Origin of the sequence: Streptomyces sp. NPDC048590 (genome assembly GCF_043199535.1) — a bacterium.
Taxonomy (GTDB): domain Bacteria; phylum Actinomycetota; class Actinomycetes; order Streptomycetales; family Streptomycetaceae; genus Streptomyces.
Genome location: NZ_JBICWC010000010.1, coordinates 150,455 through 164,279, shown reverse-complemented (window position 1 = coordinate 164,279; position 13,825 = coordinate 150,455). Strand labels below are relative to the sequence as shown.

Sequence of the window (13,825 nt, the reverse complement as noted above, 5' to 3'; positions counted from 1 at the left end):
ATCGTAGGGAACGCGGCTGTGCGAGGGGTGCCGCCCGTGCTGGGAGGATGGCCGATGTGACTGGAACGACTGGAACGCTCGTACTCGCAGGGACCCCCATCGGCGATGTGGCGGACGCCCCTCCACGGCTCGCCGCCGAGCTGGAGACGGCCGATGTCGTGGCCGCCGAGGACACCCGGCGGCTGCGCCGGCTCACCCAGGCGCTCGGCATCCACACGACGGGGCGTGTCGTGTCGTACTTCGAGGGCAACGAGTCGGCGCGCACGCCCGAGCTCGTCGAGGCGCTGGCCGGCGGCGCCAGGGTCCTGCTGGTCACCGACGCGGGGATGCCCTCCGTGTCCGACCCCGGCTACCGGCTTGTCGCCGCCGCCGTGGAGCAGGACATCAAGGTCACCGCCGTACCGGGCCCGTCCGCCGTGCTGACCGCCCTCGCGCTGTCCGCCCTGCCCGTGGACCGCTTCTGCTTCGAGGGCTTCCTGCCGCGCAAGGCCGGTGAGCGGCTCGGCAAGCTGCGCGAGGTCGCCGCCGAGCGCCGCACCATGGTCTTCTTCGAGGCCCCGCACCGGCTGGACGACACCCTCGCGGCGATGGCCGAGGTATTCGGCGCCGACCGGAGGGCCGCCGTCTGCCGCGAACTGACCAAGACCTACGAGGAGGTCAAGCGCGGACCGCTGGGCGACCTCGCCGTATGGGCCGCCGAGGGCGTACGCGGCGAGATCACCGTCGTGGTCGAGGGCGCCACGGACTCCGGCGACGAGGATCTGGACGCCGAGGAGCTGGTGCGCAGGGTCCAGGTGCGCGAGGAGGCGGGCGAGAGGCGCAAGGAGGCCATCGCGGCCGTGGCCGCCGAGGCGGGGCTGCCCAAGCGCGAGGTCTTCGATGCGGTGGTCGCGGCAAAGAACGCGGCTCGGACCGGCCAGGACAAGGGCAAAGGACTAGCCTGAAATGTAAAGCGCGAGCCGCGTAACGGGCCCTTTGCCCACGGATCGGCCAAAAGCGTTCCAATACTCGGCAGACCTGGTGCGTCGGCCACCGGATGAGGCGTCCACTTGAGGGTGGAACGCACCATCCGGAGTGCTTGTCCGGAGTGCTTGTCCACAGGACAAGAGGAGCAGGCATGAGTGAGACCGCAGCGACCACCGCGCACGAGGCGTACGCCTTCGCCTGCATGCGGTGCGGACACGGCTGGGAACAGGCCTACGAGATAGAGCACCACGTCGACGGCACCGGCAACGCCTTCGTCGTGTACAAGGCGGACGGGGAGCGGGTTCCCTCACCGCTGTCCACACCGACCTGCGCCAACTGCGGCGGCCATCTGGTCAGGATCATGCGCGCCGGCCGGGTGTCCACCGTCCAGCAGCTGCTCCAGCGCCAGTACGCCTCGCGCCCGGGCGGGCCCGAGGGGGAGCGGATCGCGGCCACCGCGGTCACGCCCTCCGGCCAGGAGACGCGCCACTGGCAGCTGTCCGATCTGCTCCACCCCTTCCACCGGCGGTGAGCGAGGGCTCATGCCCTCGTAGAGTCGTGGGCATGAGCCGTACCGACGCCCCGCCGCTCCCCGAACCCCTCAGGGTTCCGGTCGCCGATTCCCACACCCACCTCGACATGCAGGACGGAACCGTCGAGGAGGGGCTGGCCCGCGCCGCGGCGGTCAACGTGACCGCCGTCGTGCAGGTGGGCTGCGACGTGAAGGGCTCGCACTGGGCCGCCGAGACCGCCGCGGCGCACCCCTCCGTCCACGCCTCCGTCGCCCTGCACCCCAACGAGGCGCCCCGCATCGTGCACGGCGACCCCGAGGGCACGTCCCGCCAGGGGGCCCGCGAACCGGGCGGGCGGGCCGCCCTCGACGAGGCGCTCGCCGAGATCGACGCCCTCGCCGCCCTCACCCACGTACGCGCCGTCGGCGAGACGGGGCTCGACTACTTCCGGACCGGCCCCGAGGGCATGGCCGCCCAGGAGGAGTCCTTCCGGGCGCACATCGAGATCGCCAAGCGGCACGGCAAGGCGCTGGTCATCCACGACCGCGAGGCCCACGCCGATGTGCTGCGCATCCTCGCGGACGCGGGCGCGCCCGAGCGGACCGTCTTCCACTGCTACTCCGGGGACGCCGACATGGCCCGGATCTGCGCGGAGGCCGGGTACTTCATGTCGTTCGCCGGCAACGTCACCTTCAAGAACGCGCAGCCGCTGCGCGACGCGCTGGCCGTCGCCCCCGCCGAACTGGTGCTCGTCGAGACGGACGCCCCCTTCCTCACGCCCGCGCCCTACCGCGGCCGGCCCAACGCGCCCTACCTCATCCCGGTCACGCTCCGGGCGATGGCCGAGGTGCGGGGGACCGACGAGGACACCCTGGCCGCCGCGGTCTACGACAACACGGCACGGGCGTTCGACTTCTGACCCGCCGGGCGGCCGCCCGCTCCGGCCCGCACCGCACGGGCGACACGTAGGGTAATCGGACGACTATGGGTGGTGACGGAACGTCCGCTATCGTGCCCGCGCATCAGGTCGGTAGCGGGAGTTCCTGGAGCGTCGTGGGCCATTCGCAGGGCAGTCACCGCGCACCGCGCGGCAGTGGGCGTACGGGGCAGGCGCCGGCACGGGGTGTCCCCGCCCCACCGCCGCGCTCCCTCCACGAGGAACGCACCCTCGTCGCAGGCATCCTGCCCACGCACGTCCAGGTCCACGACCCGACCATGCTGGACACCCCGCTGGCCCCGCCCCCTCGCCCGGCCCCCGGGACCCCGGCGAGGGCGCCCGGCCGCCACGCCGGGCACCGGGCCGTACGGCGGCGCCACCGCGGCGCTCCCGCTCCGCTGCGGAGCCTCGTACCCCGCGCCCTGGTCCTCGTCGTCCTGGCCGGCGGCACCGCCGCCTTCCTCGCGCAGGACAAGGCGGTCCGCGTCAGCGTGGACGGGACCTCGCGCACCCTGCACACCTTCGCGGACGACGTCGGGGAGCTCCTCGACACCGAAGGCGTCCCCGTCGGCGTGCTCGACCATGTCGCGCCCGCCCGCGGCACCGGACTCGACGACGGGGACGAGGTCGTCGTACGCCGCGAGGCACGCGGGCCGGGCGGAGGGTTCCCGGCCCTCCGGCGGCCGTAGGCTTAACGGGTGAGCACCACAGAGCCCGACGCCCTCCTGGGCCCCGCAGACATCCGCGAGCTGGCCGCAGCGCTGGGCGTACGCCCCACCAAGCAGCGCGGCCAGAACTTCGTCATCGACGCCAACACGGTCCGCAGGATCGTACGGACCGCCGAGGTGCGGCCCGACGACGTGGTGGTCGAGGTGGGCCCCGGCCTCGGCTCCCTCACCCTGGCCCTGCTGGAGTCCGCAGACCGGGTCGTCGCGGTGGAGATCGACGACGTACTCGCGGGCGCCCTGCCCGCCACCGTCGCCGCACGGCTCCCGGAGCGCGCGGACCGCTTCGCGCTGGTCCACTCGGACGCGATGCTCGTCACCGAGCTGCCCGGCCCGGCACCGACCGCGCTCGTCGCCAACCTGCCGTACAACGTCGCCGTTCCGGTCCTGCTCACCATGCTGGAGCGCTTCCCCACCATCGAGCGGACGCTCGTCATGGTCCAGGCCGAGGTCGCCGACCGGCTGGCCGCCCGGCCCGGCAACAAGGTCTACGGCGTGCCCTCGGTCAAGGCCAACTGGTACGCCGACGTCAAGCGCGCCGGATCGATCGGCCGCACCGTGTTCTGGCCAGCCCCCAACGTCGACTCGGGGCTGGTCTCCCTCGTGCGCCGCGCCGAGCCGATCCGCACCACCGCGAGCAGGGCCGAGGTCTTCGCCGTCGTCGACGCCGCGTTCGCCCAGCGCCGCAAGACCCTGCGCGCCGCCCTCGCCGGCTGGGCGGGCTCCGCGCCGGCCGCCGAGGCCGCCCTCACCGCCGCGGGCATCGCGCCGCAGACCCGCGGCGAGGCCCTCACCGTCGAGGAGTTCGCCGCCATCGCCGAGAACAAGCCGGAGCCCTCCGCATGACCCAGAGCGTCACCGTCCGCGTCCCCGCCAAGGTCAACGCGCAGCTCGCGGTGGGTGCCCCCCGCCCCGACGGCTTCCACGACCTCGCCAACGTCTTCCTCGCGGTCGGCCTGTACGACGAGGTCACCGTCACCCCCGCCGAGGCGCTCCGCGTCACCTGCTCCGGGCCCGACGCCGACCAGGTCCCGCTGGACGCCACCAACCTCGCCGCCCGCGCCGCGGCCGCCCTGGCCGAGCGGCACGGGCTCACCCCGGACGTGCACATCCACATCGCCAAGGACATCCCCGTGGCCGGCGGGATGGCGGGCGGCAGCGCCGACGGCGCCGCGGCCCTGCTGGCCTGCGACACCCTGTGGGCCACCGGCGCGAGCCGGGAGGAACTCCTGGAGATCTGCGCCGAACTCGGCAGCGACGTGCCGTTCAGCCTGGTCGGAGGCGCGGCACTGGGCACCGGGCGCGGAGAGCTGCTCACGCCCGTCGAGGTCGGCTCCACCTTCCACTGGGTCTTCGCGGTCGCCGACGGCGGCCTCTCCACGCCCGCCGTCTACGGCGAGTTCGACCGCCTCACCGCCGGCACCGACGTCCCCGGGCCCGCCGCCTCGCCCGCGCTGCTCACCGCCCTGAACAAGGGCGACAGCACCGCCCTCGCGGACGCCCTCTCCAACGACCTCCAGGCCGCCGCGCTCTCCCTGCGCCCCTCCCTGAACGACACCCTGGAGGCGGGGACCGCCGCCGGTGCCCTGGCCGCGCTGGTCTCCGGATCGGGGCCGACCACGGCGTTCCTGGTGGCCGACGCGGAATCGGCGCACAAGGTCGCCGACGCACTGCTGGCGTCCGGCACCTGCCGCAGCGCCCGGGTCGCGGTGTCGCCCGCGCCGGGCGCCACCGTCGTCTGACCGCCGCCGCGGGCGCCGGCCGGTCAGGCCGGCGCCCGTAGGTACCCGGCCCGCGATTCCGGGCGTCACGGCCGGAGCAGGGCGGAATCCCGCCCCGCACGCCCCGGCCTCAGCCCAGTTTCAGGGTCCGCCTCGCCAGCTCGTACGCCGGGAGCATCGCCTCGTGCTCGTCGGAGTCCAGTCCGCCCAGGTGCACCACGAGGGGCCCGTCAGGCGTGGCGACGGCGAAGGCCCGCTCCTTCTTGGGCTCGTCCAGCAGTTCGCCGTCCACCGTGTAGGCGACCTCGGTCGCGGCCAGCGCACCCGCCTTCACCTGGGTGTAGACCGCCTTGCCCGCGCCCGGTTCGTCCGCGACGAACGCCTTCAGCGTCACGGCCGGGTCGTCACCGGACTCCTTGCCCTGCCACACCCGGATGTAGCCGATGTTCCCCGCGGGCTTGGCGTCGATCTCGCAGACCATCGTGACGGGGCCCTGCTCGGCCAGCTCCGCGAGATCGGACCCCGGCTCCACCGTGACCGCCTGCGGCTTCCAGTCCGCCGCCAGACCGAAGGTCACCGGGAGCTCGCAGCCCGATCCGGGGCTGCCGAGCGTGCGGCCCTTCCCGGCCCCGGTGGTCTCCGCCGCCCTCGGCGGGGCGGTGTCCCCGTTCTTGCCCGTCTCCGTACCGTCGCCGGTGGACGAGCAGCCGGCCAGCGCCGCCGTCGTCAGGACCACCGGGACCAGGGCCCGTATCGCGCCACGCATCATGAAGTCCCCACCCCAGAGATGTTCCGACCCGCTCCGACCAGGGGTTACGCCCCATGATCGATCGCCGCACGCTACCGCACCCCGCGCGGCGACTACTCTGGGACGTCGAGCGTTCCCCGCAGCGGGGATCCCCGAGGCAGGAGTGAAATGGCCGTCAATCTGGTCAATGTCGAGCAGGTCAGCAAGGTGTACGGCACCCGTGCCCTGCTCGACGGTGTATCCCTCGGGGTGTCCGAGGGCGACCGGATCGGCGTCGTCGGCCGCAACGGCGACGGCAAGACGACGCTCATCCGGATGCTGGCCAAGCTGGAGGAGGCCGACAGCGGCCGGGTCACCCACAACGGCGGGCTCCGCCTCGGTGTCCTCACCCAGCACGACTCGCTCGACCCGAAGGCCACCATCCGGCACGAGGTCATCGGCGATCTCGCCGACCACGAGTGGGCGGGCAGCGCCAAGATCCGCGACGTGCTGACCGGGCTCTTCGGAGGGCTCGCGCTCCCCGGCTTCGAGCACGGCCTGGACACCGTCATCGCCCCGCTCTCCGGTGGTGAGCGGCGCAGGATCGCGCTGGCCAAGCTGCTCATCGCCGAGCAGGACCTCATCGTCCTCGACGAGCCCACCAACCACCTCGACGTCGAGGGCATCTCCTGGCTGGCCGGGCATCTGCGGGCCCGGCGTTCCGCGCTCGTCTGCGTCACCCACGACCGCTGGTTCCTCGACCAGGTCTGCACCCGCATGTGGGACGTCCAGCGCGGCACCGTCCACGAGTACGAGGGCGGCTACAGCGACTACGTCTTCGCGCGGGCCGAGCGGGAGCGCATCGCCGCCACCGAGGAGTCCAAGCGGCAGAACCTGATGCGCAAGGAGCTGGCCTGGCTGCGGCGCGGAGCCCCCGCCCGTACGTCGAAGCCGCGCTACCGCATCGAGGCCGCCAACGAGCTGATCGCCGATGTGCCGCCGCCCCGCGACACCAGCGAGCTGATGCGGTTCGCCAACGCCCGCCTCGGCAAGACCGTCTTCGACCTGGAGGACGTCACCGTCCAGGCCGGGCCCAAGACCCTGCTCACCCACCTCACCTGGCAGCTCGGCCCCGGCGACCGCATCGGCCTGGTCGGCGTCAACGGCGCGGGCAAGACCTCGCTGCTGCGCGCGCTCGCCGAGGCGTCCCGCAGCCAGGGCGACGCCCAGCCCGCCGAGGGGAAGATCGTCGTCGGCAAGACGGTCAAGCTCGCCTACCTCTCCCAGGAGGTCGCGGAGCTCGACAAGAACCTGCGGGTCCTGGAGGCCGTCCAGCAGGTGCGCGACCGGGTCGATCTCGGCAAGGGCCGTGAGATGACGGCCGGGCAGCTCTGCGAGCAGTTCGGCTTCGCCAAGGAGAAGCAGTGGACCCCGGTCGGTGACCTGTCCGGTGGCGAGCGGCGCAGGCTGCAGATCCTGCGTCTGCTGATGGACGAGCCGAACGTCCTCTTCCTCGACGAGCCCACCAACGACCTGGACATCGAGACCCTGACCCAGCTGGAGGACCTCCTCGACGGCTGGCCCGGATCGATGATCGTCATCTCCCACGACCGCTTCTTCATCGAGCGGACCACCGACAAGGTGATGGCGCTTCTCGGCGACCGCGCCCTGCGGATGCTGCCGCGCGGCATCGACGAGTACATCGAGCGCAGGCAGCGCATGGAGGAGGCGGCCGCCCCCGCGTCCGCCGGCTCCACGGCGCCCAAGGCCGCGCCGGCCGAGGCGGTCTCGCCGCAGGCGGCGCGTGCCGCGAAGAAGGAACTGCAGAAGGTCGAGCGGCAGCTCGAGAAGATGTCGACGAAGGAGACATCGCTGCACGCCCAGATCGCCGAGAACGCCACCGACTTCGAGAAGGTCGCGAAGCTCGACGCCGAACTGCGCGAACTGGTCGCGGAGCGCGACGAGCTGGAGATGCGCTGGCTGGAACTTGCCGAGGACGCCTGACCGCCGGCCCTCCGGAGGAGCGGGCCGGCGGGGCGTGCCCCAAGGTTCGCTCCCCCGGGGCCCGTTCGTGAGGACCGGCCCCAAGGCATCGTCCCCCGGGGACCGTTCGCGAGGGACCTTCGGGCACGGGTGGTAGAAAAGGACCGCCCGATCATGTGGACGGACCGGGCGTCGGACCGCACGAAGGGGGACGTGCTGATGACCCAGCCTCCCGGCCAGCAACCGCCGCAGGGGAGCTTCGGGGCACCGTACGACCCCCCGCAGGGCATGCCTCAGCCGTCACCCGGATACGGCTACCCGCCCGCATCCGGCCCGTACGGGCAGCAGCCCGGACCGTACAACCCGCAGCCCGGACCCTACGGACAGGCCCCCGGCCCGTACGCCCAGCAGCCCGGGTACGGCATGCCGCCCCAGCCGCCGACGGCCACGGCGCCCGGCGGACCCACGGGACCCGGGGGCGGCGGCCGCTTCCGGGGCAGGACCGGCACCGTGATCGGCGCGGCGCTCGCCGTGCTCCTGCTGGCCGGCGGCGGGATCTGGCTGGCCGCGGGCGACGACGACGGCGGGCGGAAGAAGCCCGTCGCGGGACCCACCGGCACCGCGAAGCCCGGACCCACCAAGGGCGGCAAGGACGAGGAGGACGTCGCCGGTCCGACGGCCGCCGAGCTCAACGCCGGGCGCAAGCCGGGCGAGGCGAAGGTCGCGTGGATCAAGGAGAACGGGGTCGACCTCCCGCAGTACGGCGAGGCGACGCACGGACCCTGGTTCGCCGGGGACATCGTCGCCAAGGGCATGTACCGCAAGGTCACCGGCTACGACGCGGCCGACGGGACCGAGCGGTGGAGCCTCGACCTGCCCACCGACCTGTGCGCCTCACCCACCGCCCCCACGGCCGGCGGCAAGGTCGTCGTCGGCATCGAGGACAACGTCTCGGAGGACGAGGCGACCTGCTCGGTGCTCCAGATGATCGACCTGCGCACCGGCAAGGCCGGGTGGAAGAAGACCGTCGACCGGTCCGACATGCGGGACGGGCTGTCCCACGTCGCCATGGCCGTCAGCGGCGACACCGTCACCTTCGGACGCGACAGCGCCACCGACGCCTTCCGGGTCAGCGACGGCAAGGAGCTCTTCAGCAGGCGTGAAGGCGTCTGCCAGCCGTACGCGTTCACCGGCGGAGCCCGGATGCTGGCCGCCGTGAACTGCCAGAAGGAGCCCGCCTCCCCCGTACGCGAACAGCTCCAGCAGGTCGACCCCGTCACCGGGGCGCCGAAGTGGACGTACGACGTCAAGCCGGGCTGGAGGGTCACCCACGTCTACTCCACGAGCCCGCCGGTCCTCTCCATCGGGAAGGACGCCGACTGGGCGGTCGTCTTCCTGGACGAGAACGGCACCTTCCGCTCCCAACTCGTTCCCGGGGACGAGGACTACGGCGTCCGGTGCGGTGAGGAGACCGTGCAGGCGGGCGGCAACCTCGACGGCTGCGCCGGGGTGGCGGCGGACGACACCCGCTTCTACTTCTCCACCCAGCCCAAGGTGGACGAGAGCGTCGGCGGCGACTCCGCGGAGACCAACAAGGTGGTCGCCTTCGACATCGCCACCGGCAGGGCCGTCTGGAAGACCCCCGCACCGGGCGGCCGGCTCATCCTGCCGCTGCGCACCGAGGGCGGAAAGGTCCTCGTCCACGTCCAGGCCTCCTACAGCAGGGGCGGCGAGATCGGTGCCCTCACACCCTCCACGGGCGCCTACACCCCGCTCCTGAAGCACCCGGCGTCGGCGGTCAAGACCGAAGGCATCCTCTTCCAGCCCAGGGCGGCCTGGCACGGAGGCCGGTCCTACCTGCTCCCGTACCGGATCAGCGAGGACGAGGACGAGGCGGAGATGGCCGCCACGGCGGTACTCGTCTTCGGTCCATGAGGCGGTGGAGAGAGACTCCGCGGTGAAATGGACACCTCACGGGACGAGTTGACGCGGCATCGGGAGATCCCGTCCGCGCGACGGCCTCGCAGACGCATAACGGCGGTATCACGGCCCGGTCCTCCCTTGGGAACAGGGGATGGACCGATCCCGTCCGGGTGTGGCGCGGGTGGTACAAAGAAGCCCCGCTCGACTGTCGTAACGCCGCGGAAGCCATGCCCGATTCGCTCCTTTCCGGGGGGAATTCAGAGAATCGCCTTCAAATGATCCTCTGAGCCGAACGGAATCGCGGGGGAGACCGGACCAGGCACCGGACCGCACGAAGGGGGACGTGCTGATGACCCAGCCGCCCAGCCAGGAACCGCCCCAGGGGGGTTTCGGGGCTCCGCAGGAACCGCAGGGCACGCCGCCTCAGCCGCCCCAGCCGCAGTCACCTCCGGCAGCACCGCCGCAGATGCCGGCCACGCCGCCGCCCCCGGCCGGCGCGCCGCAGACGCCGCCCCCCACGCAGCCGGGCTACGGCTACCCGCAGGCCCCCGGCGCGCAGCCCGGTTACGGCTACCCGCAGGCACCCGGACAGGGCCCCGGGCAGACGGCCCCCGGCCCGTACGCCCAGCAGCCCGGCCCCTACGGCACACCGGCCGGCCCCTACGGTCAGCAGCCCGGCCCGTACGGTCAGCAGCCCGGGTACGGCTACCCGCAGCAGCAGTACCCCGGCGCCCCGGCGCCCGGCGGCTCCGGCGGCGGTCCCTTCAAGGGCAAGCCCGCCGTCATCATCGGCGCGGCGCTCGCCGCGCTGCTGGTCATCGGCGGCGGGGTCTTCCTCCTGACGAGCGGTGAGGACGAGAAGGACCCCGTCGCGAAGCCCACGGCCGCACCCTCTGCGCCGAGCCCCTCGGCCAGTGTCGACCAGGGCGACGGCAAGGGCGACGGCCGCGAGACGAACGACGACCTCAACGCCGGGCGCAAGCCGGGCGAGGCCAAGGTCCTCTGGCTGACGACCAACGACATCGACCTGCCGCGCAACGGCGCGGACGTGTACGGCCCGTGGATCGTCGGCGACACCCTCGTCAAGGGCATGTACCGCTCGGTCAACGGCTACTCCGTGACCGACGGCAAGCAGAAGTGGACCCTGCCGCTGCCCGCCGACATGTGCGCGGCGCCCGGGAACCCCACCACCGACGGCAAGATCGTCATCGGGGTGAAGAGCGGGACCACCGACAAGGCCGACTGCTCCGTCCTGCAGCAGATCGACCTCAACACCGGCAAGGCCGGATGGAAGAAGTCGGTCAAGAAGAACGGCACCTGGGACCTGCTGTCCGACATCGGACTGGCGATCAGCGGCGACACCGTGACCGTCGGCCGTACGAGCAACTCCAACGCCTACAAGGTCAGCGACGGCTCCGAGCTCTTCGCGAACCCGTCCGGCAACTGCAAGCCGTTCGCCTTCGCCGGCGGCCCCAAGCTCATCGCGGCGACCAGCTGCCGCACCGACGACCTGGACAACCCGCAGCACCAGATCCAGGAGATCGACCCGACCACCGGCAAGGCCAAGTGGACCTACCAGCCCAAGCGCGGCTGGGAGGTCGACAAGGTCTACTCGGTCAGCCCGCTCGTCGTCTCGCTGACCCAGCGCGAGGAGAAGAAGTGGGGCATCCTCGCGCTCAAGGAGAACGGCACGCTCCGGTCCCAGCTGATCAGTGACAAGGGCGACAGCCCGACCGTCGACTGCGGCAGCGACTTCGCCATCTTCGGCGAGAACCTCGAAGGGTGCACCGGCGTCGCCGCCGACGCCAACACCTTCTACATGATGACCAAGGACGACACCAGCGGCAGCGCCCGCACCAACAAGGTCCTGGCGTTCAACCTGAACACCGGCAAGACCAAGTGGAAGTCGGACGCCCCGGCCGAGCGCACCATGAAGCCCCTGGGCATGGAGGGCGGCAACGTCCTGGTCTACCTGGAGCCCTCGTACGACAAGGGCGGGGCCATCGCGACGATCGCCCCCACCGGCGGCGCACCCAAGGTCGTGCTGCAGCACCCGGACTCGACGACCCGCATCGAGAACTTCTTCTCGTCCAGGGTCGTCTACTCCGGAGGCCGCTCCTTCATCGTCAGCAGCCGCGTCAGCGCGAGCAACGACGAGGAGGAGAAGGAGCAGACGACCATGATGGCCTTCGGCAAGTGACGCCCGACGACGGCAACCGCATCCCCCTCCCCACAGACACCGCAGAGGTACGTACGCCATGACCCAGCCGCCCCAGCCGCCGAGCGAACCACCGAACGAGCCGCCCCAGGGCGGGTTCGGCGCGCCCCAGGACCCGCCGCCCGGAGGGTTCGGCGCGCCCACCCCGCCGCCGTCCGACCCGCTCGCCACGCAGCAGCCCCCGGCCACCCCGCCCACCCCGCCGGCCGGCGGCCACGGCAGTCCGCCGCCCCCGCCCCCCGGCGGGTACGGAACCCCGCAGCCGCCCCCCGGCCAGCCTCCGACGCAGCCCGCGTACGGCTTCCCGCAGGGGCCGCCCCCCGGCCAGCCTCCGACGCAGCCCGCATACGGCTTCCCGCAGGGACCGCCCCCCGGCCAGCCCCCGACGCAGCCCGGATACGGCTTCCCGCAGGGCGCGCCCGGACAGCCCGGCATGCCCCCGCAGGGGTACGGCTACCCGACCGCGCCGATGCAGCCGCAGTACGGCACCCCGCCGGGCGGCGGCAAGAAGTTCAACACCCAGATGAAGATCATCGTGGCCGCGGTGGTCGCCATCGTCCTGATCGTCGGCGGCGGTGTCCTCTACGCCTTCGGCGGCGGTGACGACGGCGGCAAGAAGGACGAGGTGTCCTCGGCGGGAACCACCGGCGGCGAGGGCAAGGGCGGCGAGGGCAAGGGCGGCGGCCTGGCCGGCGGCACCGAGAAGGCGCCCGCGAACACCAAGTCCAAGGTCGGCTTCCAGATTCCCCACCCCAAGGTCACCGACGTCACCACCGTCGACGGCTCCTGGGTCACCGACAAGGCGTACGTGAAGACCGGCGTCTACGAGATCGTCGGCTACGACATCGCCAAGGGCACCAAGCTCTGGTCGATCCCGCTCGAGGGCCAGCTCTGCGCCGCGTCCCGGCACATGAGCAAGGACTACAAGACGGCGATCGCCTTCGAGGACGGCAAGCCGAGCGCGGAGAACAAGTACCCGTCCTGCAGCCAGGTCGGCGCCATCGACCTGGCCACCGGCAAGCTGATCTGGAGCAAGTCCGTCACCTCGGCGTCCAGCGGTGACAGGCCCGTCCGGTTCAGCGAGGTCACGCTCAGCGGCTCCACGGTCGCCGCGGGCGGGACCAGCGGCGGCGCGGCCTTCAACCTCGCCAACGGCGCCGAACTCTGGAAGCCGAAGACGGACGCCAACAACTGCTACGACATGGGGTACGGCGGCGGCGACGCCCTCGCGGTGGTCCGCAAGTGCGGCAGCTACGACGAGCCCCAGCTCAGCATCCAGGCACTGAACCCGACCACCGGTGCACCGCTCTCCTCGTACGACATGCCCGCCGGTGTCGAGTACGCGAGCATCGTCTCGACCAAGCCGCTCGTCGTCGCGGCCGACGTCGGCGACACCGCCGGGGACGGCAGCAGCATCTCCGACTTCTTCTCCATCGACGCCGCGACCGGGAAGCTCATCGTCCGGATCTCCGCCGACGCGGACAAGTACGCCGCGGACTGCCAGGCCACCGAGGTCGAGCAGTGCACCTCCCTGGCCGTCGGCAACAACAGGCTCTACGTGCCGACCGAGGACCACGAGGGCGGCGGCGAGTACGGCGACACCAACGAGATCGTCGCCTTCGACCTCACCACCGGCAAGCTCGTCGGCGGCAGGGCCGACGCGGGCGACCGCTACTCGCTGACCCCGCTGCGCATGGACGGCACCAACGTCATCGCGTACAAGAACCCCCCGTACGACAAGGGCGGCCAGATCGTCTCCATCAACGGCGACACCTTCGAGCAGACCGTGCTGATGGTGAACCCGGACGACGAGGCGGTACACGACGCGGAGACCAGCTTCTCGATCAACTACGCCGAGTTCCGCTACGAGAAGGGCCGGCTGTTCATCTCCGAGAAGATGGTCAGCGAACCCAGCAAGTCGGGCCTGGACGACAAGCAGTACCTCGTCGTCTCCTTCAGCACGAGCTGACCCCGACCGGGCCCCGTGCCCGAACAGCGCTGACGGCCCTGCCGGTTGATCATCCGACCGGCAGGGCCGGTCCTTTTCCGACGGCGCGCGGCCCCGAAAGACACGTATTCGGCATTCCGGGGGGCTTCTGTCCCGTAAGGGGCG

11 protein-coding genes are annotated in these 13,825 nt (G+C 72.1%); 10 read left to right on the top strand and 1 reads right to left on the bottom strand.

The annotated features are described in order from the left end of the window. Positions 1–47: 47 nt before the first annotated feature. The 6 genes from rsmI (at position 48) to ACGFNN_RS27450 (ending at position 4,882) form a co-directional block, all read left to right on the top strand. Positions 48–944, top strand: coding sequence for a 16S rRNA (cytidine(1402)-2'-O)-methyltransferase (gene rsmI, locus ACGFNN_RS27475; RefSeq protein ID WP_362540432.1), 897 nt, complete (start codon positions 48–50; stop codon positions 942–944). A gap of 173 nt (positions 945–1,117) precedes the next feature. After that, on the top strand, positions 1,118–1,498 hold the full coding sequence (locus tag ACGFNN_RS27470; RefSeq protein WP_362540435.1) for a hypothetical protein: 381 nt from the start codon (positions 1,118–1,120) through the stop codon (positions 1,496–1,498). 32 nt (positions 1,499–1,530) lie between these two features. Continuing rightward, positions 1,531–2,397: a TatD family hydrolase gene (locus ACGFNN_RS27465; RefSeq protein WP_393559810.1), complete on the top strand. Its 867-nt coding sequence runs from the start codon at positions 1,531–1,533 to the stop codon at positions 2,395–2,397. Between the two features lie 134 nt (positions 2,398–2,531). Further along, entirely contained in the window at positions 2,532–3,104 is a 573-nt protein-coding gene (locus tag ACGFNN_RS27460) for a ubiquitin-like domain-containing protein (RefSeq protein ID WP_393559808.1), read from the top strand. Positions 3,105–3,113: 9 nt separating this feature from the next. Beyond that, positions 3,114–3,986, top strand: a complete 873-nt coding sequence (rsmA, locus tag ACGFNN_RS27455) for a 16S rRNA (adenine(1518)-N(6)/adenine(1519)-N(6))-dimethyltransferase RsmA (RefSeq protein ID WP_362540441.1) — start codon at positions 3,114–3,116, stop codon at positions 3,984–3,986. Next, positions 3,983–4,882, top strand: a complete 900-nt coding sequence (locus ACGFNN_RS27450) for a 4-(cytidine 5'-diphospho)-2-C-methyl-D-erythritol kinase (protein WP_393559806.1) — start codon at positions 3,983–3,985, stop codon at positions 4,880–4,882. The genes rsmA and ACGFNN_RS27450 overlap by 4 nt, the downstream gene beginning before the upstream one ends. 109 nt (positions 4,883–4,991) lie before the next feature. On the opposite strand, the gene ACGFNN_RS27445 is transcribed toward ACGFNN_RS27450, so the two are convergent. Then, complete coding sequence (locus tag ACGFNN_RS27445) at positions 4,992–5,630, bottom strand: lipoprotein (RefSeq protein ID WP_393559804.1); 639 nt, start codon at positions 5,628–5,630, stop codon at positions 4,992–4,994. Between the two features lie 147 nt (positions 5,631–5,777). Here ACGFNN_RS27445 and ACGFNN_RS27440 point away from each other — a divergent pair, with 147 nt between their 5' ends. The 4 genes from ACGFNN_RS27440 to ACGFNN_RS27425 all read left to right on the top strand — a co-directional run bounded on the left by ACGFNN_RS27440 (position 5,778) and on the right by ACGFNN_RS27425 (position 13,681). Next, entirely contained in the window at positions 5,778–7,592 is a 1,815-nt protein-coding gene (locus tag ACGFNN_RS27440; protein ID WP_393559803.1) for an ABC-F family ATP-binding cassette domain-containing protein, read from the top strand. A 198-nt stretch (positions 7,593–7,790) separates the two neighbouring features. Then, on the top strand, positions 7,791–9,506 hold the full coding sequence (locus ACGFNN_RS27435) for a PQQ-binding-like beta-propeller repeat protein (RefSeq protein ID WP_393559801.1): 1,716 nt from the start codon (positions 7,791–7,793) through the stop codon (positions 9,504–9,506). Between the two features lie 337 nt (positions 9,507–9,843). Further along, positions 9,844–11,694, top strand: a complete 1,851-nt coding sequence (locus ACGFNN_RS27430; protein ID WP_393559799.1) for a PQQ-binding-like beta-propeller repeat protein — start codon at positions 9,844–9,846, stop codon at positions 11,692–11,694. Between the two features lie 58 nt (positions 11,695–11,752). Then, positions 11,753–13,681 carry a PQQ-binding-like beta-propeller repeat protein gene (locus tag ACGFNN_RS27425; RefSeq protein ID WP_393559797.1) on the top strand — a complete coding sequence of 643 codons (1,929 nt, stop codon included), beginning with the start codon at positions 11,753–11,755 and terminating at the stop codon, positions 13,679–13,681. Positions 13,682–13,825 lie beyond the last annotated feature (144 nt).